The following is a 23,029-nucleotide window of genomic DNA, read 5'->3' as shown; positions in this document are numbered from 1 at the left end:
TTTTAAAATCCAAACTGTAGTCCCATTGAGTACATTCTTACATTAGGGAAAGCGCCATAATCGTATCCTTTTTCAAAAATGCTTGCGTTCAGGAACTCAGGATCAAGTCCGGTGTACTTGGTAAATGTCAGCAGGTTTTGTCCCGAAACAGAGATCTGAGCATTCGCAAATCCGATTTTATTTACGATGGCTTTTGGAATATTATAGGCAATACTTACAAATTTCAATCTCATGAAGCTTCCGTTTTCTAACCAGCGGTCTGTATCTCCGCGAGAGTTGAGCGTGGTTCCGTAATAGGCTCTTGGTACATTTGTATTCGGGTTATCCGGAGTCCAGGGTTGAATTCCTGCTCTGTAATTAGAGTTGTCGTCAAAACGATCCATTACGCTGCGGGGTCCGTTGAAAACCGTTGCACCAAATGCCCCGAACCAGTTCATAGAAAAGTCGAATCCTTTATAAGAAGCTCCTAAGTTCAAACCTATTTCATAATTCGGCCATGGACTTCCTACCACTACTTTATCCGAATTAGTAATCTGACCATCGCCATTGTTATCCTTAAATCTGATATCTCCGGGTTTGGCATTAGGTTGAATTGTAACTCCTTTAGCATTTTTATAGCTGTTTACTTCATCAGCATTCTGGAAAATTCCATCCGTTTGCAACACATACCACATTCCGACAGGCTGGCCGACTTGCGTAACAGTGTTCCCTACATAGGTATTATTTCTGTTATAACCCAGGCTGATTACATTATTATTCAGCGTTGTTAAATTGGCAGTTGCGTAATATTTAAAATCGCCTGCATCCTCACGGTATGTTGCTGTAAATTCAAAGCCTTTATTTCCGAGTGTGATTCCATTTACTCTTGGGTTTCCTCCGTCATTTCCCGTCGTCATAGCAATCGGAAATCCGAATAAAACATCCTCCGTTCTGGCAATAAAGTATTCAGCGGTCAGGGAAAGTTTATGATTCAGGAAGGAAGCATCAAAACCATAGTTCTGCTGAATGAGCTTTTCCCAGTGCAGGTTAGTATTAGCCAGCTGAACCTGTGTTGCCCCGGATTCTATATGCTGGTCCCGGCCCATTGCAATTGTTGAGAAGGTATTAACCAAAGGAATATAATCGTATGGTCCGATGTTGCTGCTTCCCAATGTTCCGTAACTGGCTCTCACTTTCAGGTCGTTAATCCATGAAGAATTGAAGAATTTCTCATTGCTGATTTTCCAGGCACCCGAAACGGAAGGATAACTACCCCACTGGTTACCAAACCCGAAACGGGAAGTTCCGTCTCTTCTCACCACTCCGTTTAACAAATAGCGGTCATCATAATTGTACTCAAATCTCCCGAAATATGAGATCAGATCAGAACGGGTTTTGAAACCTCCTGTCTGTGGTTCATTCCCCTGGTCAAGCACATTGAAATAACCTCCAGTCGGATTTACCAGTAAGTTTCTTTTTGTACCATTGATTTGCGCATATTCATCTTTCTGATAAGACTGGCCTGCCACAATATTGAGTGAATGCTTTTTGAAAACTTTATTGAAAGAAAGGGTATTTTCAATCAGCTGCGTAGAAGAAGTAGCACGGTTCTCATTGGCAATTGCCGGATCAAATGCCTGATTCAGTGTCCAGTTCCCTTGTTTTCTGAGATAAGAATAATGGTCGCTGCTGGTTTCATAACCTAAGTTCAGGCGATATTTCAAATAAGGCAGAAACTGTAATTCTGAAAACAGATTACCTCTGATTCTTAAGTTTTCGTTGGTTCTGTCTTCCAAATCGGCAATTGCTACCGGATTGGTACCAAATGTACGTGCTTTGGCTTCATCTCCATATCCGTAACCACCGGGATTAGCTTTGTTGTAAACCGGAATAGTCGGCAGCAAACGAACAACATCTATAATAGGATTACCTGACATTTCATCAGATCTGGAATTACTGATTGCAATGTTCTCTCCGATTCTGAAAATTCCTTTGGTTCCTGAGGTATTCACCCTTAGGCTGTAACGGTCAAATTTTGTACTGATAACTGTTCCCTTGTTACCGAAATAATTGGCTGAAACCAAATAACTTCCATCCTTGCTCCCACCCGAGAATGTCAGGTTATAATCATTGACACTTCCGGTTCTGAAGGCTTCTTTCTGCCAGTCAGTGTTGGTAGTTAAATCCAGTTTCTGGCGGGAAACGCCTGCATTATCATATGCCATGTTATTCAATCTGGCAAATTCATCTGTCCCGGCAAGATTATAAGTCGGAATAGTCTGCAAGCTGCTTTTTCCTGAGAAATCTATTCTCATCGGACCTTCTTTCCCTTTTTTGGTAGTAATGATGATTACCCCGTTTGCTGCCCTTGAACCATAAATCGCTGCGGCAGAAGCATCTTTCAGAATCTGAATGGATTCAATATCATTCGGGTTGAAATCTCTGTTGGCGGTTGAAATCAGACCATCAATTACGTACAGAGGATTCGTCCCGCTAAGGTTTTTCAAACCACGAATCAGAATATTCGCTTCAGAACCCGGCTGGCCACCCCCTCGGATATTTACTCCGGTTGCCAGACCCTGCATTGCTTCAGCAACAGTTGTTGCCTGCCTTTTCTGAATATCTGCCGCTTTTACCACCGAAACAGCACCTGTTAAATCTTTCTTCTGCTGTGTTCCATAACCTACTACTACCACTTCGTTCAAAGAAGTGGTTTCTTCGTCCAGCTGCACATCGATTGTTGTACGGCCATTGATCGGGACTTCCTTTGAGGTATATCCGACAAAAGAAAAAACCAATGATGAACCTCCCCGGGAAGCATTCAGGGAATATATTCCATCAGCATCAGTGGCGGAACCTGCAGAGCTGCCTTTGATTTTAACGTTTACTCCCGGAATTGGCACACCTTTTTTATCAGTAACTTTGCCGGAAATACGGGTATTCTGGGCAAGGGTTACTGTAGAGAAAAATAAGAAAAACAGTAGTAAAAAATGAGTAAACATCTCTGTTCTCTTTCGAAAAAGAAGATGCGGGGATGGTATCATGCCCCGCTTTTGAGGTAAATGTTTTTGAATCATAAAATTGTAAGTTAAATGGTTGTTGTTCAGTACAAAAGACCTTCAAATAGTAATTATTTTAGATTTTTTATAATTAACAGGACAAAGTGACTCATTAAATTTTGATTTTATGGCTCAAAATTTATTCAAAACGTCTCAATTAATGTCATTCAGACACTATTCAGCGGGAAAACAGAAAATCAAATGGATGTATTTGGCTTTTCAACTTATCTTTACATCAGCAATCTTCTAAGTAAATTGAAAAAAAATCATTTAATAGTATTATTACTGCTTAACTGGTCTGGTATTATTTCAGGTCAAAGCTATACTTTCAGGCATTATCAGGTAGAAAACGGCTTATCCTATAATTCCGTCATGTGCGGTTTACAGGATAAAAGAGGCTTTTTATGGTTCGGGACCAAAGATGGCCTGAATAAATTTGACGGATATACTTTCAAAATATTCAGAAATGATCATGATGATCCCGGTAGTCTCGGAAGCAACTTTATTCATAGCATCAATGAAGACAATCTGGGAATTATCTGGGTAGGAACTTTAAAAGGGCTTTATACTTATGAGGCTCAGAATGAAAAGTTTACTTTGATTAAAAATACACAGAATAGTGATGTCAGGGAGGTAAAAACTGACACCAGCGGTAATGTATGGTTTATTTCAGGGCTGACTTTTTCTCATTTCAACCGGAAAACCGGGAAATTAAAACTTTATGACAATGCTGGTATTAATGCCACTTCCCTGAGTATTTCCGGAACAACGATCTGGATTGCAACAACAGATGGTTTTCTCTGTGAGTTTGACTCTGCCAAGGGCTCCTTTAAAAGGTATAGTGTATTTGACAAATCAGGTCATGCGATTTCTCGCTGGATTGAAAAAATTCATGATACCGGGCATCATACCATATTAGTCGGCACTTCCAATCAAGGGGTGAAATTATTCAATACGGTCACCAAAAATTACGAAGACGTTCTGACAAATAATCCTGACCAAACAGATATTTATGCCAGAGATTTTTTGTATTTACATGATAACAAATACCTGATTGCTACTGAATCAGGACTATTTGAACTGGATCTTCAGACCAGAAAATATATAAACCTGCGAAAACAATACAACAATCCTTATTCTATTTCAGACAATGCTACTTACTGCCTGATAAAAGACAAAGAAGGTGGCATTTGGGTGGGAACTTATTTCGGAGGGGTAAATTACAGCCCGAATCAGAAAGTATTTTTTGACAAATACTTCTACCAGGGAAATCAGAAAAGCATTGCCGGAAATGCCATCAGGGAAATAAAACACGATGATTTCGGAAATCTGTGGATCGGCACTGAAGATGCAGGACTTAATAAATATGATCTCCGGACCGGAAATTTCACAAATTTCAGTCCTACGGTACCAGGCAAAGTTATTTCTTATACCAATATTCATGGACTGGCAGTAAAAGGGCAGGAATTATGGGTGGGTACTTTTGAACACGGGTTAGATGTATTGAATATCAAAACCGGGAAATTAATCAGGCATTATGCCGCAGGAAGCGGAGCAAATGATCTGAGAAGCAATTTCATTGAAACACTTTTTAAAACACGGAATAATGACATTATTGTAGGGGCCTCTGCGGGGCTTTACAAGTACAATCCGGCAAAAGACAACTTTAATGCCATTGATAAAATCCCTCAGATTTATCATAACAACGCCATTCTGGAAGATAGAGACGGAACAATCTGGGTAGGCACATTAAGGAACGGACTATATTTCTACAATCCGAAAACAAATGAATCAGGCGGATACACTTATGATGATGATCGGCAAAGTCTGAGTAATAATTCTGTAAACGGGCTGTTCACAGACTCCCGCAATCATTTATGGGTTACCACCGAAAACGGGTTGTGCAAATTTGAAAGACATACCAAAAAATTCATCAGATACAGCACTAAAAACGGTTTTCCAAGTAACGTTTTCTATAAAATTCTGGAAGACCGGACCGGGAATCTCTGGATCAGTACTTCTAAAGGACTGGTTTGCTTCAATCCGAAATCCGGAAAAATTAATACTTATACCAAAGCAAACGGCTTATTGAGTGATCAGTTTAATTATAACTCCGCATATCAGGATCAGGATGGGAAAATGTTCTTCGGTAGTGTGAATGGATTAATCAGTTTTAATCCTGAAAAATTCAGCCATAACACTTTCGTTCCACCAGTCTATATCACAGGTTTTCAGGTTTTTAATGAAGAATTACCCATTAACAAAGATGATTCTCCCTTAAAACAATCCATTTCTTTTACGAATAAAATTCAGCTTGGTTATAGTCAGTCTACCTTTAGTATCGATTTCGCAGCACTCGGTTTTACTGCTCCTGAAATGACGGAATATTCATATATTATGGAAGGGCTTGATAAAAAATGGACTTATCTTAAAACCAACAGAAAGATATATTTCACAGAATTATCGCCCGGAAAATATACTTTCAAGGTAAAATCCTCAAACGGAAGCGGCATTTGGAATAATCAGATTACACAGCTCGAAATCATCGTTTCTCCACCATTCTGGGCAAGTGTCTGGGCTTATATTTTATACAGTTTTATCATTTCAGGGAGCATTATTTATCTGATCAGGAATTATCACAAGAATATTAACCGGAAAAACCAGCGTAAAATTGAATTACTGGAAATTGAAAAAGAAAAAGAAATCTACCAGGCTAAAATTGAGTTTTTCACCTATGTAACCCATGAAATACGCACGCCTCTAACCCTGATTAAGGCTCCTTTGGAAGACCTTATGAAGAAGTCTGAGGAAATACCGGCTTTGCAGGATAATCTGGTTACAATGGAAAAAAACACCAATCGTTTACTGGAACTGACCAATCAGTTACTGGATTTCAGAAAAACGGAAACAAAAGGCTTTAGTTTAAATTTCGTAAATACCAATATCTCGAAGCTTCTGGAAGATACTTATCTGAGATTCAAATCTACTGCCGAATTAAAACAACGGCAAATGCAGATTCACCTTCCTGAAAACCCGTTGTATGCCTATGCCGATCCTGAAGCATTGAACAAGATCATCAGCAATCTGCTGGACAATGCTGTAAAATATGCAGATCAGAAAATTGAAGTGGAACTGAATGTTTCTGAAAGCAATACAGAATCGTTTACCATTGTCGTCAAAAATGACGGGAATCCTATTCCGTTGAACATGCAGGAAAAAATCTTTGAGCCGTTTTTCAGAATTGATGATAATAATGAAGGCGGAACCGGTATCGGCTTACCTTTGGCAAAATCTCTGGCTTTATTACACGAAGGAACGCTTTCATTTCATGCTGATCATTCAAACTTTAACGTTTTTATCTTAAAGCTGCCCGTACATCATGAAAAGGAATTCAAGGTTTACCAGGAACCTTTGGTTCAGGTTCCGATAAAAAGTCCTGAAGAATTACCGGATCCGGCCATCGAACGTCCTTCTATTCTTTTAGTGGAAGACAACCTTGAAATCATTGAATTTATTGCAGAAAAACTGCATAAGGATTATACTGTGCTAAAATCTTCCAATGGACTGGAAGCTTTAAAAGTCCTGAAAACAAACAGCATTCATCTGATTGTCAGTGATGTAATGATGCCTGTCATGAATGGTTTTGAACTTTGTAAAACGGTAAAAGACAATCTTGATTTCACACATATTCCCATTATTCTTCTTACAGCCAGAAACACCCTGCAAGCTAAAATTGAAGGACTTGAATCAGGGGCGGATGCTTATATTGAAAAGCCTTTTTCACCGGAACATCTTCTGATTCAGATTTCTAATTTACTGGCAAACCGAGACAAGATAAAACATTATTTCGCCAGTTCTCCACTGGTACATATCAAAAGTATGGCCTACAATAAAGCTGATGAGGCTTTTCTTGAAAAACTGAACGAAGCCATCTATAAAAACCTTGATAATAAATCGCTGGATGTTGAATTACTGGCAGACCAGATGAATATGAGCCGGCCTACTTTCTACCGGAAAATAAAAGCTATTTCTAACCTGAGCCCGAACGAATTAATCAATATTACCCGATTGAAAAGGGCAGCAGAGTTACTGGTTGAAAGCGATCATAAAATTCAGCAGATTGCCTTAATGACAGGATTTAGTTCTCAGGCACAGTTCGGAAGAAATTTTGTCAAGCAATTTGGCATTACGCCTTCGGAATATGCCAAAACTAAAAGTACTGCAAGAACTCAAAATCTATGATTCTTACCTGAAAACACAGGCTGTCTCCTTATATGCAGAGACAGCCTGTGCGGTATTAAAGAGGTTTCTCTCTTCCAAGAGGTTATTTAGTTAACTTAAGTACTTTCTTTTGCTGGACAAAACCTTCTCCTGAGACTGAAAAAAGATACACCCCATTTGTGAGAGATTCCATATCCAGCTCGTATTTTAATGAATCCGGATTTTCAATCACCCTGACAACTCTTGAATTTTCATCATAAACAACAATGGATTTCATGGCATATTTTGAGGCAATGGTGCAACGGTCGGAAACCGGATTCGGGAATACACTGACAAACGTTTCACCTGATCCTGAAACCTCTTTGTTTTTAGCTAAATCTTCCGAAAAATTGCCTGTACGGGCGTTAGGATTAGTTTTTTCATCCGCGGTGATATAAACTATAGCAGGGCGCTGGTTCGCTGTACCTGACTGAAGTGAGGTAAATGAACCATAGACTCCGGTCACTGTCGAAACGATTTTCAGGCTTAAAATGCTGTCAGAAGGCAAATACTGAAGTTGTTTTGTAATATCCCAGTAAACGTATCCGGCCGCTCCTGAAATAGTGCTAAGCAGGGTATCTCCGGCTGGTTTATTATTCCAGGTAATTCCGGTTTCTGTCCAGCTATTTACATTTGATCTGTATAATTGCCATTGGGTAGCGGCAGTTGAACCACTGTATAATCTGAGTTTTGCATTCAAAACTTTTCCGTGAACCTTTTTTAAATCAAATTTAACATAGGCTTCCCGCTGATATCCGACTCCGTCTTTTTTCACTTCCAGAAAAGTGCCTGTTCCGTAATTGGTTCCGGCATAACTTCCGTCTTTTACATACGAATCGGCAGAGGTCTGAATACTGTCTGACACAACTTTAGCAAACTTTGCACTGATGTCAACAGGTTCTCCTTCGTAAATCTGATTGGTTTTGGAAAGGTAAATTTTCACCACGCTGGAATCAGTAGCCGGAGTAATATTAACGGCGCCGTTGGCATGTGATGGTGTGAATGTTTTTACTGAAAATATCCGGTTTATTCCAAGATTTACGGAATTGTTTGTATAAAATCCATTTCTAAGATCGCTTGCATGCAAGTCGATGCCATCACTTTTTCTTTTTAACAGTAGGGCAGCATAGTTGCTGGACGAAACTTTCAGGCTGTCAGCACCCAATCCGATGGCCTTATTGTATCCGGCTCCGGTAAAGAAGACTCCGGTATAACCATTATAACTTACTGAAACAATTTTGCTGTTGTTATAATTGAGATATAAAGAGCTGGAATCATGATTGATGACTTTGGTATTGAAAAAAGTAATCAAATCGCTTTTCGAAACCGAAGGCACCACCACATAACGGTATGTCTGATCTTTCCATCCGTTCTGAGCTGAACCATGATTGATACTCAGCTGAAAGATGTTTACAGATACTGTGGCATTGGCATTTCTCTTATCAAGATTGTACCAGTTCCCGCTACGGTTTTCTGCTTTCAGAATTACATTTGTTGCAAGAGTTGCCTGTGGAATAATGATATAGCCCGTACTATCCTGCCAATACCAGGATGGTGAGGTGATATTCACGTTTGAATCTATTGAACCTGTGAGGGCAACGGATTGCTCTGCACCACCATTCAGGGAATAATATATATCTGAAAGTCTTTCTGTCTGATCCAGTGTAGTATAAATATCTCCTGAGTCGGTATCTGCATCACTGATCGAATTACCCATGCAGACCAGAATATCTTTAAAGGCAAAATAAGACTTTATGGCTTTGGTTTTATGATAGGAGTTGGTTCTGCTGAGGCTGAAAACCCCAATAGTTGCGATACCATCGCTCACACCTCCTGCTATTGAATTATCACTTTCATAACCGGTACTCCAGGGTACCAGCGGCAAAGCTCCGGTTTTTTGTTTTATTGTCGCTCCCGGAATTGCTCTCCAGTTCCACCCTACTCTGGCTTTATCGTATTCTGTTCCTTTTTTATAAAGCATTGTTGAGCCGTCGGCGACATGAAAATTCATCAGACCCTGTCCACTGGAAGCATCCGAAGTTTCTGCTCCGACGGTTCTGTTCGAAAGCATTTTAATGGCAGCAAAATACTTCGGGGAATGATGCATAATCAAATGAGAATTCCACAGGTATTTCGTGGAATCTATCTGGGAATTGGCGGGGGTCAGTTTATTTTTCAAAGCAAGCACAGAACTGAACTGAGGCAAGGTAGAGTCAGCTACGGCCAAAAATTCACTCAAAAAGGTAGGCAAACCACTTCCGGTTGTTCCGGACCGCTCGTTATGTCTTCCCATTACGCTGTGGGCGGTATGATTCTTATAAGAAAACCATTGCATCCCGTTCAGTAAAATATCTCCCCAAAACTGTTGCTGAGTACTGGTTAACTTCCATTTGGATGTTTTGGTCCAGGTGGCAAATCTGGCTAAATCTCTCAGAAAATCTCCTCCGTAACCAATGTTATAAGTCTGCGGACCATGCTGATTCAGGGAGCCGTCAAACATGGCTGCTACTACCGGGGAATTAGGTTTATTTATCTGAAAAGCAAGCTGATTGGAAACCATCGTTGAAAGTGTATCCATTGAGGCACTGTCGGTTATTGCAGCAAAAATTGATGTATAGCCAAAAAGCCGGTAACCAAGATTTCCCATCCGATGCCAGTCGTCAGTAAGATTTGTACCAAGATTAGGGTTTTTCAGGGTGCTCATTGTCAAACCATTGCTCCAGCTATGTCTCACAAAAGCTCCCGCTCTTTGTCTGATGTTTGAGATAATACTGCTGAAAGCCGGATCACTTTCATCTGTTTGAAAATTATCATAAAGCTTAATCATAATCATTCCCAGTTTGGTAGGCTGATCCATCGCACTGCTCGTCCAGGTAAAAGCCGGAATATGATTCAGCCAATAGTTGAGGGAATTGTAGATTTTAGCTTTTACGGCAGCATTCTGGTAATAACTTACAGAGTCAGGTTTCTCAAAAACGTAAGTCATTTTGTAAATACTTTCTGTCAGATCGGCAACAGTTGTGGCAGGATTCGATCTGTTAAAACTTCCGTCAGCATTTATACCATTCATAATACCCGCCATAGAAGGAGCATTGGTTGGAATAGTAAACATGTAATTAAAATACCAGCTCGAAGATAAGGTCGTTCTGACCTTTTCGATGTCAGTCTGAGAAAAGGCAAAAAATCCTGTAGTGCAAATGCAGGTGCAGGTTAGCAGATACTTGTAAAGTTTTTTCATAGTCATGTTTGTTTAAACGATATAAAAGAGGTACCAAAAATTGCAATGAACGATTGAATTCCCTTTGGGTAAAGGACAGGTAGTATCACCCCGCCCTCTACGGCCGACCATTATAAAAAAACTGAAAAGAATGCCTTATTTTGCCAGCTTATACAAGCCAAATTCAGCCAAGGCAGGATTTAGTCGTGAGGATTCTATATTTAATCTTACTTTCTGCGCCTCTATCGGTTCAAATTTCAGAAGGCGTTTATATCCTATCGTTGTTCCTTCCGTAAAACGTTTCCATTGCCCGTCAACCCAATACTCGGCAGAAAACTTTTCTATCCGCTGACCGATTGATATATTTTCCTGCAAAGACAAGACGTCAAAAGTCTGAGGTTCTTTCAAATCAAACTCTATGGTTGTCGTTGTATCTTTTCCTTTTGTGGTAAAGAATGTCAGCAATTTATTATCAGTAAGCGCAATTTTATTCAGTCCGTTATTACTGCTGACTACTGCTCCTTTGGCAAGATTTTCAGAGAAAGTAGCTTTAAATTTCTTTGACCATTCTAAAAGGTTATGAACGTCACTTGGGCTGATGAGTCCTTTTGTGTCAGGAGGAACATTCAGCAAAAGTACTCCGTTCCTGCCAACGGAAGTAAAATAAATATTCATCAGTTCTTCTGCCGTTTTCACCTTACTGTCTTCATTCGTATGATAAAACCAGCCCGGTCTGATACTTACATCTGTTTCAGCAGGATACCAAACCAGCCCTTTTGCACCCAAAATCTGTTTTCTGCCTCCCATATCTTCATTATTTTTAAGAACCTGGGGTTTTATCATCACTTCTTTCTGGGAAGCTCCGGCAATCTTTTTCTGTTCTGTCTCATCTACAGGTAATACACTCCATTCGGTAAGTCTTCCGATTCCGGACTCAGTCCCAACCCAACGGACATCCGGTCCCTGAATGGCGATTGTAGCCTGAGGCTGTAATTTCCTGATCAGTTTATACCAGTTGTCAAAATCATAAACCTGCTTTTTGCCATTCGGGCCTTCTCCGTTTGCCCCGTCAAACCAAACCTCATCTACCTTTCCGTATTGCGTCAGTAATTCTGTCAGCTGGTTTACGAAATAGGCATTGTATTTTTCGGTATCTCCGTAATCAGGAGAGTTCCTATCCCACGGAGATAAATATACGCCAAAACCTATGCCATATTTCCGACAGGCATCAGCAACCTCCTTTACTACATCCCCTTTACCGTTTTTGTAAGGTGTATTTTTGATGGAGTGCTGAGTATATCTGCTTGGCCAGAGGCAAAAACCGTCATGGTGCTTTGCCGTAATAATTACTTGTCTGAAACCTGCATCCTTCATGGTTTTCACCCATTGTCCGGCATCAAGCCGGGCAGGATTAAACTGTTTAATATCTTCTTTTCCGTCACCCCATTCCCGGTCGGTAAATGTATTAATGCCAAAATGAAAGAATGCAGTTAGTTCCAGTTGCTGCCAGCGCAGTTGTCTGGCAGAAGGAATGACATTGGCTGCTTTACGAATGATGTCTTTTTCAGTGTCTTTGGGAGAAATGGCGACAAAACTTTTGGTTTGAGCCATTGCCGAAGCAGAAAACAACACAATCGGTAAGAGAATCTTTTTCATATTTTGCATTTTTATAATTAATAAATTTCGTACAGAAAGCCACATTTTTATGATAAAACGTTAAAGGCCTTCAAAATCCGTACAAACCTATGAAAAAACCCGAAAATACCTGTCTGGAGCTAAGTAGCTGTCAGATTAACAAAGCATATTCAGAAAAACATAATCTATTGGCCACTAAACAATTACCCGTTTACCCATCATCATGTAAAAAGTCTTTTTACCTTATTGATAAACTCTGACGTAGTCAACAAAATATTTACTGGAAACAATCGATTTATCCAGCTTGCCTCCCAATGTTCCTTCTCTTCCCAGGGCCAGGTTCAGCAATAAATAGAATTTCTTCTGAAAAGTATTTTCATTTCCTTTTTTCGACTTTTTCAGGTCGAAACTGAAATATTTTAATTCGTCATAATAAAAATCAATCTGGTCTTTAGTCCATTCAATGGCATAAATATGAAAATCATCATATGGCGCACCTACAACCGGTTTTTCACCATGATATTTATACGTTCCGGTAGAATCTGCATAATGGATTGTTCCATAAACCTGCGAGGAATCCTTGCCTACAAACTCCATAATATCAATTTCTCCGCAAGTCGGCCACTTTACAGCCTGTCTGTTCTCTCCCAGCATCCAGAATGCCGACCAGACGCCTAAACCTTTAGGCACTTTTGCCCTTACCTCAAATCTGCCGTAAGTCCAGGTTTTTTTCCCTAAAGTCATAATACTCGCAGAAGTATATGCGGAAGTATCAAACTTTTCTTTTCTGGCTTCAATTACCAGTAATCCATCCTCTACTCTGCAATTTTCAAGTCTCTTTCTGGTGTAGTGCTGGGGTTCATTATTACGGACATGTCCTACTTCATATCCCCATTTTGTGCTATCCGGCAGGCCTTTGTAATTAAATTCATCCGACCAGACAAGTTTCCTTTTTATTTTCATTTTCACTGAATTGCCTTGAGCATTCAGCAAAAGCGGACTTATTATTAAAGTAATTACTGTAAAAAAAATCTTCATAGATGCTTGAATATATTGTTGAAATCTGATCATTCTGCTAAAAAATCCTCAAAATGACTGCATGAAAAAACGGGTTTAGTACAAACCTGCTTTAGTCAAACCTGCAATGCCCGAATGCAGGCAAAGCAGGTTTAAACTAACATGGTATAAGTAACTACTAATTAATCCATCCACTGTTTTGTACAAGATTCGGATTCATCTGCGTTTCTGTCGGCGGGATAGGCCAGGTATCAATGTAGTCTCCTTTCAGGTTATAAGGAACGACAATTGATCCCCAAATCTGTTTTACACCATTTCCCGGAGAAAATACCTTTGTTTTCCAGCTTCCCCAGCGTAATTCATCAAAATAGTTAATGCCTTCATTCGGAAATTCCATTCTGCGTTCGTTACGGATACGCTCACGTAGATCTGCCTGTGAAGATACAGTTGTTACTGCCGATGAATTAAGTAAAGCCACTCCTGCCCGTGCTCTAACCTGATTCACAAGACTTACAGCTTCAGCAGTTGATCCCTGTTCATTAAGTGCTTCAGCCCACATTAAAAGGACATCTGCATAACGGATGATCGGGAAATCTATCGGGCCATACTGACGGTTAATAATCTCATTTGAGCCTTCATAAACAAACTTACGGTACAGATAATAGAACTGACCTTTGGTATCAGTGGTTAAATCCAATACCGGAGGGTTTTCATTTCTGTTTGGCCAGCGGGAAGTAAAAGTCTGATCCGATCCGTTGATAGGACGTCCACGGTACGTTGAATACGGAGTAATCACATTATAAGCCAAACGCGGATCACGGTTATCATATGCTTTCTTAACACGTTCCTCGTTGCCGTCAGGAAGATAAAGAGACATATCCAGCCCTTTATTTTTGAAAGTAGTAATCTCTGTTGCCGTCAGGTTATTTCTCAGGAAAAACACTTCACGTTTAGCAGGATCCATGGCAGAATATCCCGGAATAATATCATCCCAGCTGAACTTGCTTCCATTACTGTTTTCATATAAATCCACAAGATTCGGAGAAACTGTGTAGGTATTCCAGCATGAACCAAAAGAAGAACGCGAGCCGCAATACCATTGTGTTGTTGAGCCGTAACCATCAATTCCGATGTTCTGCATAGAAAAAATCATTTCATCAGATTGTTCATTGGCCTCTTTAAACAATGCTTTATAATCAGCGAACAAAGTATAACCTGCTTCTTTTACTTTGGCAAAATCGGCAGCAGCTTCTTTCCATTTTTTCTGATAAATATAGGCTTTTCCACGAAGTGCATAAGCAGCACCTTTGGTAGCATGTCCGTATTGAGCGGCTCCTTTGGCATATTTTGCAGGAAGATTCGGTTCATTTATGGCATCTGTAAGATCCTGAATAATTACATCCCATACTTTTGTTTCCGTTTCACGGCCTTTTGTCATCTTATCGATACTGGTAGGTTCCAGATAAACCGGAACACCCTTAAATACCTGATTCAGACGCAGGTAGTAATAGGCTCTGAGGAATTTACATTCCGCAATGTATCTTGCCTTTTTCTCAGGTGAGGAAGGCGATACTTTTGAGATATTGACAATCGCATCATTTGCCCGCTGAACCCCTTCATACATTTCTTTCCAGGTATTGCTGAAAAGTCCGCTGGTTGTAGCCACTGTTCCGTTCACCATTTCATCACCTCCGGTGGTCATTCCGGTAAAACCCAGACGGTCATAATGGTAAAGTTCACGACCGGAAGCACCGGAGTTAGTGATACCCAGGCGAAGTGCCTGATAAACGCCCGTTACACCCAAATCGGTCAGGTTATCTGAAGTCCACATGTTAGATGAACTGATCGAACCGTATGGAGTAGTATCTAAAAGAGCTTCCTTGCAGCTGCTGGTTGAAAGAGCAAGTGCAAAACAAAGACCTAATGGTTTCACCAAAGATACATTTCTTTTTAATCCTTGTATTATTGTTTTTTTCATAATGTCTTAGAAAGTTACGTTTACGCCCATGGCAAATTGTTTCATTGTCGGATAACCAACTGATGCACCGATCTCCGGATCAAGGCCCGGATAAGCCGTGATTAGCAGCAGGTTTTCACCCGATACAAATATTCTTGCTCTATTCACACTGATCTTTTTAAGCAGTGATTGCGGCAAAGAATAGCCTAGCTGAACATTTTTTAATTTGACATACGTTGCATCGTATAACCAGGCTGTGCTTGAAGCAGTATTCTGGCTGTCACCGCCAAATTTCAAACGAGGGAACGTTCCGTTAATATTATTGGCAGGATCTTCCGGATTGGCATCATTGTAATAATAATGGTCATCAGCGATGCGTGTAGCCACGCCATTTCCCAGACGTACAATCGAGTTATTATATCCCTCTGCATTCCAGTAATATTGCAATCCGCCGCTTCCTGCCCAAAGCATAGAGAAGTCAAAATTATTCCAGGCAACACTCATATTTAATCCGAAATTGTATTTTGGATCTGCTGAAGTTCCGGTGAACGATTTGTCAAATGAGTTTCCATAAATACCATCTCCGTTAGTATCGGCATAAATGTAATCTCCGTAATAAATCTGGCTTTTCCCTACTTTTCCTACTGGCTGGAAGGTATAACCCGCTGCTACCATTGCCTGTATCCAGGCCATATCATCTTTTGTGCGAATCATCCCGTCTTTCGGACCGCCTTTAATATTTGGTGTTCCGTCTGCATTGAAATGACTTCCGTCTCCTTTATACAAGTTCAGCAAATAGTACTCATTGATCTTATGGCCTTCAAGAATACGGTTATCGCCTCCGCTTGATACTGTTCCCAGGTTAGAATTATAGACTTTATTGCCATTTGCATCAGTTCCCCAACCTTCCTGAAGCTGGCCTTTGTAGGTTGTAACATTGTTCATGTTATAGGCAAAGTTCCCGCCAATTGAGAAATCAACCTTCCCGATTCTGTTTTTCCAGGTAACTGCTACTTCAAGACCACGGTTAAGAACTGCCGCCGTGTTTTGTGTCGGAGCTGTTTTGGTACCTGCTGTCAGATAAATCGGAGGTGTAGTAAGGATACCGTCTGTCAGCTTGTTATAATAGTCCACTTCCACATTTACACGGCCTTTAAGAATTGAAGCTTCCAAACCGATGTCTGTAACGGTTGTTTTCTCCCATTGCAATAAGGCGTTTGCATATTTCGACTGTACTAAGCCTGAAGCAGATATTCCGTTGAAAGAATAATTCACTTTGTCGTAAGTAGCCTGATAGTCGTAATTTCCTCTGGAAAGATCAGAGTTCATAATGTTGTTACCCAATTGTCCCCATGAAGCTCTCAGTTTCATATTCTGAATATAAGGACGAACTGATTCCATAAATGGTTCTTCCATAATTCTCCATCCTGCCGAGAAAGAAGGGAATACACCCCAACGGCTTTCAGAAGCAAATTTTGAAGATCCGTCATAACGTAAGTTGGCTTCAAGCAGATATTTTGAGCGGAAAGCATAATTAATACGACCGAAGTAAGAACGCATAGCTCTGTCATATTCTGAACCGCTAATGGCCGACATATCCGAAGCAGAACTTAAGGTTGTGCTTGTATAATCAATCAACCCTTTTTTGGTAGCGCTGAATTCATAGTAGTCGAAGTAGTTTTGGTTATAACCTATCAATCCACCCAAATCATGATCTCTGCCAATTGTAGTATTGTATCTCAATACATTATCAAAAGTCAGGAGATAATCTTTGTTAAAAGAATAACTTGTCGTCAATTGATCCGGCGTTGAGGCCTGGCTTCTTAAGATATTGGTTGCAAAATCCCAGCGTTCGATCGGATTACTGTATGAATTTTGTTCCTGCATACGCATCTGATAGTTCATTTTTGTCTCGAAAGTCAGACCTTTCAGAAGAGTGAGCGTTGCATAAACGGTCGTATTGAAACGGTTGGTGTTATTATTTCCACCGGTTCCATCCAGATAGGTAAGCAGGTTATTATTGGTAACAGGTTCTTCCGGAGCCGGAGCAAAGCCGTATTTTCCATTGTAATAAGGATAAATTCCCGGAGTTGTCTGACGCAAAAAGTTAAACAAGTTATCAGTATTGGCCATGCCTACTGATTGATTTGAGGCGAAAGTCTGCGTTCCAAGAGTAAGAAACTTATTGATTCTTGCCTCTACATTGGCACGAAGCTGATATCTCTTAAGGCCTGTATTTTTCATCAGACCCTGGTTATCGAGATAACCCATCGACAAGTTATAAGAAGCTTTTTCACTGCCTCCGTTTACGGCGATATTATGGTTCTGAACAACATTATTTGTTAAAACCACTTTGCCCCAGTCTGTATTCGGATAGGCCACACGATTCGGAATGCCTAAGGCCGTCAGCCCATCCGGATTCTTATTTGCTTCATCCCACAGGGCAATTGTCGCGGCTGAATATACGTCTGCCTGCCCTATATTGCGTGCTCCTTCGTTAAACAAACGCATATGGCGTGCATTGTCTGAAACAAAGGTAGGACGGTTCATTGGTGTTGAAGAAGAGTATAATCCGGTATAGGTCACATTCATTTTATTTTGTGAACCTTTTTTGGTAGTAATAACAATTACACCGTTTGCTGCTAGGGAACCATAGATAGAAGCAGAAGCCGCATCTTTCAGAATTGAAATGCTTTCAATGTCATTCGGATTGACGGCATCCATTGAACCCATAATTCCGTCAATAATTACAAGGGCATCACTGTTGTTCAGTGTACCCGTACCACGAATACGGATAGTAGCACCGTCTGAACCAGGCTTTCCGGAACCTTGTCTTACAAAAACACCGGGAGCCAGACCTGCCAGTGAAGATGATACGTTGGTTACAGGTCTGTTTTCAATACTTGAAGAAGAGATAGCTGCGACAGAACCTGTCATGTTTACTTTCTTTTGGGTACCATAACCGATAACAACTACTTCATCCAGGGCCTTATTGGAAGATAACATGGTTACGGTTAAAACTGACTTCCCTCCGACTGCTACCTCCTGTGGCTGAAATCCGACAAAACTAAAAACCAGAACAGCATTGTTGTCAGGAACAGAGATTTTAAATTCCCCTTTAATGTCAGTTGTAGTTCCTTTAGAACTTCCCTTTAGTAAAATATTCACACCCGGAAGCGCCTCTCCCTTGTCGTCTGTTACTTTACCTGTGATATCAATGGCTAATGAAGCAGACATAGCTGAAGTAGCCGTTTGCCATTGAATGACCGTCAATGCAAATAGAAATATGCAAATTTTTGTAATAATTTGTTTACTGATACCGGGGTGTTCCCGAAGAAAACCCGGTTCTTTGTCTCCCTCTCTTTTCTTATAAGAGGTAGCACTTAATTCCTTGCCCCGGGGGCTTCCTGTAAAAAGATTCATAGGCTGTTTGTTTAGGATTGGGTATTAAAAATGACCAGACCATTTTTCTGACAAAAGTGGATGACAATCCCAGATTCATAGGGGGAATATTCTAAATAAAAGGGGGGATAATCCTAAACAATGCCTTAAAACAGCAATTATTTCAATAAAATCGGGAAGAAAGGAGTTTTTTTGAGCAAGTCCGGTTTATTTTTACTATTCAAATTTTAATAGGAATAGTTCAAAAAAAAATAAGGTTCGAGTATTTTTTAACTACAATTACCTTATGTTATTATTCAACAAATTATCCTTTCTGAAAAATTTGATATCGGGTTATGAATTATAAAGGTACGGCGGGTGGGTTTTTCCTTAAATCAGGGTGTTTTTCTCTGGTACTATTTTTCTGTAATTACTACTTTTCTATAGGTCAAAAGCCTATTTTTAATCGGGTTAGTATCGAAAACGGCCTTTCCCAGAGTTCTGTTCTCACAATTGTCCAGGATGCGAAAGGTTTCCTCTGGTTCGGCACCAGATCCGGACTCAACCGATTCGATACCCGGAATTTCAGGGTTTATAAAAATGTGCCTTCTGACCCGAAAAGCATTTCTGATAATTACATTCTTTCTTCTTTATGCGACAGCCGGAAAACTTTATGGATCGGTACTATTAACGGGTTGAATAAATATAATGCCGAACACGATTGTTTCAAAAGGATTACTAATGATCCCTCAGACAAAACCAGTCTGAGCAACAACACAGTTCATTGTATCTATCAGGACAAAAAAGGCCGGATCTGGATAGGAACAGATAACGGGCTGAACCTGATGAAGGATGCTGAAAAGACTGCTTTCATCCGGTTTTCTCATCAGGCAGGAAAACCCGGCCTGCCAGGCAATAACATCAGGGCTATTTTCGAAGATCATGAGGGCTTCCTCTGGATTGGTACCGGCAATGGTTTAACAAGAATTTCTGAAAAAAAAGGGTTATTTCAGTTTAAAGTTTACAAAAATTCAGCCAGTGATCACGGGAGCATCAGCGGAGATTTTATTTCGACGATTACTGAAGATTTTCAACATCGTTTATGGATTGGTACCCAGCATGACGGGATCAATCTTTTTGACAGAACACAGGATCGTTTCAAACGCTTTTATCAAAGTTCCGGAAAAACAGGTCTTGTGCATAACAATATCCGGAAAATCATACCTGATAAAAACGGGAGACTCTGGATCGGGACACTTGAAGGAATCAGTATTCTGGATCCGCTTACCCAAAAGTTCAGCTCATACCAGCATGATTCCGATGATCCCGAAAGCATCGGGCAGAATTCTGTATATGATATTTTCCGGGATGACAGCGGCTCTATGTGGATTGGCACTTACTACGCCGGACTCAGTGTCGTATTTTCTCATGCGACACCCTTTACTATTTACAGAAACAGCAAAAGAGTTTCCAGCATCAGCAATAATGTGATCAGTTCTATTACAGAAGATCCCCTTCAAAATCTCTGGATTGGCACAGAAGGCGGTGGCTTAAACTATTTTGACAAAAAGAGTGGAATTTTCAGCAATTTCAGGAATACACCAGGTAATGCATCAAGTCTGAGTTCTAATCTTGTAAAATCTGTTTACCTCGACCGAAATAAAAACCTCTGGATAGGGACGCATCTTGGCGGCCTGAATTTGTTTAATTCTTCATCAAAAACTTTCAGGCATTTCAGGCATAATCCAAACGATTCTTTGTCTATCAGTTCAGATGATATTATTGATATTCTGGAAGACAGTCAGGGAAGACTCTGGATCGGTACCGATCAGGCAGGGTTAAATATTATGGATCGTGAAACCGGAAAATTTTCCAGATTTTCTCCCAAAGGCCTCTTCTCAATCAGCAGTGTTGGGGTAACCGTCTTATTTGAAGACTCCCGGAAAAACATATGGGTTGGTACCAGCGGCGGCCTTAATGTACTTCAATACCAGTCAGAAAAATTCAAAACTATTCTCAAAGACAAAGAGCATAAAAACAGCCTGCCTTCCAATTCTATCACTTGTATCAATGAAGATTCCCGGAAAAATATCTGGATCGGTACTTATTTTGGCGGGCTTTGCAGGTATAACCTTTCTCAAAACACCTTTACTACTTTTACTGAAAAAGACGGCCTTCCGGGAGATAACATATTGGGAATTCAGGAAGATAATCAGGGTTTTCTGTGGGTAAGTACAAACAAAGGTTTGTCAAAATTCGACCCTGTCAGGAGGAATTTCAGGAATTATGATGTCAACGACGGACTTTCGGGAAATGAGTTTAATTACAATTCCTGTTTCAAGGATAGTAAGGGCGAGTTGTTTTTCGGGGGATATAACGGGCTCATCAGGTTTAACCCGAATGAAATCGGCATTAATGATTTCCATGCACCACTGGTTTTTACTGCACTGAAATTATTCAACAAACCTGTCGCCGTGGAAACAGAGGATAATCTATTAAAAAAGGACATCAGTCTGGCAGATGAGATTGTTTTCAGACATGACCAGAACATTTTCACGGTAGATTTCGCCTTACTAAACTACATCAAATCGAACAAAAATAAATATGCTTACAAGCTCGAGGGTTTTGAAAAAGACTGGAATTATGTAAACATTCCTTCTGCAACCTATACAAATCTTCCTTCCGGAGAATATAATCTGTTAGTAAAAGGAGCCAATAACGATGGTCAGTGGACAAGCGAACCTGTCAGCCTGAAAATCCGTGTATTGCCTCCTTTTTGGAAAACCTGGTGGGCCTATTGCCTTTATATCCTCTTTTTTGCAGTGATTTTATTCTTTATTATCCGTTTTTTCCTGTTGCGGGCATTGCTCCGGCAAGAACATGAACTGCATGAAATCAAGCTTAATTTTTTCACCAATATTTCCCATGAAATCCGTACCCACCTTACCTTAATAACCGGTCCGGTAGAAAAGCTGCTTATTTCTGAAAATACCCGTGAAGGCTTTCAGGGACAGCTTGTACATGTAAAAAACAATACAGACAGGCTTTTAAAATTAGTGGGAGAATTAATGGATTTTCAAAAGGCGGAAAGTCGTCACCTCAGATTACATGTTTCCAAAATAAATATCGTTTCCCTGCTTTCGGGAATTTTCGGGTCTTTTGAGCATATTTCTGAAATGCGGAATATTCAGTCTTCGCTCATCGCTGATGCAGAGGATATTGAACTTTATGCAGATTCCGAGCAAATCACTAAAGTATTCTTCAATCTTTTATCAAATGCTTATAAGTTTACGCCTGATGGCGGTTCTGTAGTGCTTAAAATCGCTAAAAAGGATAGTCTGGTTGAGATAGAGGTTATTGACAATGGCCGTGGAATTGCTCCGGAATACCTGAAAAAGCTCTTCGTGAATTTCTTTCAGGTTTATGAATATGGCTTGCAGAATACCGGATACGGAATCGGGTTGGCTTTATCGAAAAGTATTGTTGAATTACACAAAGGCGAAATCAGCGTTGAAAGTGAAGTAGCTCATGGGCATCAGAATGGCCGCACCTGTTTTAAGGTCAGTCTTCCCGCAGGACATGCTCATTTCACTGAAAGCCAGCTTACTCCTTCTGAAAACATTCCTGTTTACTCTTTCACGGCACCAGCTGCTGAAACGGATGAAAATGAGTCCGTTTCCTTAGAAATTTCCCAAAAGACCTCTATCCTTGTCATAGAGGATAATCCTGAAATCCGGCTTTTTATCCGTAATTCACTGAACACTCATTATCAGGTATTTGAAGCGGAGAATGGCCTGAAAGGGTGGGAAATGGCTACTGAGCTTATTCCTGATCTGATAATCAGCGATGTGATGATGGATCAGATGAATGGGCTGGAGTTATGTGATAAAATAAAAAATGATGAAAGAACCAATCATATTCCTGTCATCCTGCTGACTGCCAGAGCCACCCTGAATCATCAGGTTGAAGGCCTGAGAACCGGTGCAGACTGTTACATTACCAAACCTTTCAGCATACAGGTACTGGCACTCAATATCCACAACCTGCTCGCCTCCCGGGAAGTCATGCGGCAAAGATTCAGCCGACAGATTACATTGCAACCTCAGAATACCATTATTAATACTTTTGAGGAGGAATTTCTTGACAAAGTTATACAAATCATTGATAATCAAATGGACAATCCGGAATTTGGGGTAGTAATGTTATCTGAAAAAGTAGCCATGAGCCAGCCTATTCTTTACAAAAAACTGAAAGCCCTGACAGACATGTCTGTCAATGAGTTTATAAAATCCATTCGTTTGAAGAAAGCCGCACAGCTTTTACAGCAAAAACAAATGAACATTTATGAAGTATCCTATGCCGTAGGTTATGACGACCGGAAGTACTTCAGTAAGGAATTTAAAAAACTCTTCGGTAAAACGCCAAGCGACTATCTTAATAGTTTTGAAACCCGTCCGGAGGATCCGGTTTGAGTTGGGTTCAGGTAAAAATAGTCATACCCTATTTCAACTAAAAATATCGTAT

General features: G+C 40.3%; 8 protein-coding genes. 2 read left to right on the top strand and 6 right to left on the bottom strand.

Going from position 1 to position 23,029, the window contains the following annotated elements:
• Positions 1 to 2: 2 nt before the first annotated feature.
• Positions 3 to 2,981: a SusC/RagA family TonB-linked outer membrane protein gene (locus BM179_RS00340; protein WP_092010432.1), complete on the bottom strand. Its 2,979-nt coding sequence runs from the start codon at positions 2,979 to 2,981 to the stop codon at positions 3 to 5.
• Positions 2,982 to 3,293: 312 nt separating this feature from the next.
• On the opposite strand from BM179_RS00340, the gene BM179_RS00335 reads away from it, so the two are divergent.
• The gene (locus BM179_RS00335) at positions 3,294 to 7,280 is read left to right on the top strand and encodes a hybrid sensor histidine kinase/response regulator transcription factor (RefSeq protein ID WP_229632866.1); all 3,987 of its coding nucleotides are present in this window, start codon (positions 3,294 to 3,296) and stop codon (positions 7,278 to 7,280) included.
• 82 nt (positions 7,281 to 7,362) lie between these two features.
• Here the strand turns inward: BM179_RS00335 and BM179_RS00330 are convergent, their stop codons facing one another.
• The 5 genes from BM179_RS00330 to BM179_RS00310 form a co-directional block, all read right to left on the bottom strand.
• Positions 7,363 to 10,536: a polysaccharide lyase family 8 super-sandwich domain-containing protein gene (locus BM179_RS00330; protein WP_177219260.1), complete on the bottom strand. Its 3,174-nt coding sequence runs from the start codon at positions 10,534 to 10,536 to the stop codon at positions 7,363 to 7,365.
• A 135-nt stretch (positions 10,537 to 10,671) separates the two neighbouring features.
• Positions 10,672 to 12,171, bottom strand: coding sequence for an alpha-L-fucosidase (locus tag BM179_RS00325; RefSeq protein WP_092011918.1), 1,500 nt, complete (start codon positions 12,169 to 12,171; stop codon positions 10,672 to 10,674).
• 222 nt (positions 12,172 to 12,393) lie between these two features.
• On the bottom strand, positions 12,394 to 13,188 hold the full coding sequence (locus BM179_RS00320; protein WP_092011915.1) for a glycoside hydrolase family 16 protein: 795 nt from the start codon (positions 13,186 to 13,188) through the stop codon (positions 12,394 to 12,396).
• A gap of 157 nt (positions 13,189 to 13,345) precedes the next feature.
• On the bottom strand, positions 13,346 to 15,145 hold the full coding sequence (locus BM179_RS00315; RefSeq protein ID WP_092010424.1) for a RagB/SusD family nutrient uptake outer membrane protein: 1,800 nt from the start codon (positions 15,143 to 15,145) through the stop codon (positions 13,346 to 13,348).
• Between the two features lie 6 nt (positions 15,146 to 15,151).
• On the bottom strand, positions 15,152 to 18,547 hold the full coding sequence (locus BM179_RS00310) for a SusC/RagA family TonB-linked outer membrane protein (RefSeq protein ID WP_218159127.1): 3,396 nt from the start codon (positions 18,545 to 18,547) through the stop codon (positions 15,152 to 15,154).
• Positions 18,548 to 18,861: 314 nt separating this feature from the next.
• On the opposite strand from BM179_RS00310, the gene BM179_RS00305 reads away from it, so the two are divergent.
• Positions 18,862 to 22,977, top strand: coding sequence for a hybrid sensor histidine kinase/response regulator (locus BM179_RS00305; RefSeq protein WP_092010421.1), 4,116 nt, complete (start codon positions 18,862 to 18,864; stop codon positions 22,975 to 22,977).
• Positions 22,978 to 23,029 lie beyond the last annotated feature (52 nt).

Origin of the sequence: Pseudarcicella hirudinis (assembly GCF_900115665.1) — a bacterium.
Taxonomy (GTDB): domain Bacteria; phylum Bacteroidota; class Bacteroidia; order Cytophagales; family Spirosomataceae; genus Pseudarcicella; species Pseudarcicella hirudinis.
Note: the sequence above shows the minus strand (reverse complement) of the source record. Positions and strands in the feature narration are given on the sequence as shown.

Coding starts and splice junctions, on each gene's coding strand:
- BM179_RS00340 (WP_092010432.1), bottom strand. CDS start 2,981: ATGTTTACTCATTTTTTACTACTGTTTTTCTTATTTTTCTCTACAGTA.
- BM179_RS00330 (WP_177219260.1), bottom strand. CDS start 10,536: ATGAAAAAACTTTACAAGTATCTGCTAACCTGCACCTGCATTTGCACT.
- BM179_RS00325 (WP_092011918.1), bottom strand. CDS start 12,171: ATGAAAAAGATTCTCTTACCGATTGTGTTGTTTTCTGCTTCGGCAATG.
- BM179_RS00320 (WP_092011915.1), bottom strand. CDS start 13,188: ATGAAGATTTTTTTTACAGTAATTACTTTAATAATAAGTCCGCTTTTG.
- BM179_RS00315 (WP_092010424.1), bottom strand. CDS start 15,145: ATGAAAAAAACAATAATACAAGGATTAAAAAGAAATGTATCTTTGGTG.
- BM179_RS00310 (WP_218159127.1), bottom strand. CDS start 18,547: ATGAATCTTTTTACAGGAAGCCCCCGGGGCAAGGAATTAAGTGCTACC.
- BM179_RS00305 (WP_092010421.1), top strand. CDS start 18,862: ATGAATTATAAAGGTACGGCGGGTGGGTTTTTCCTTAAATCAGGGTGT.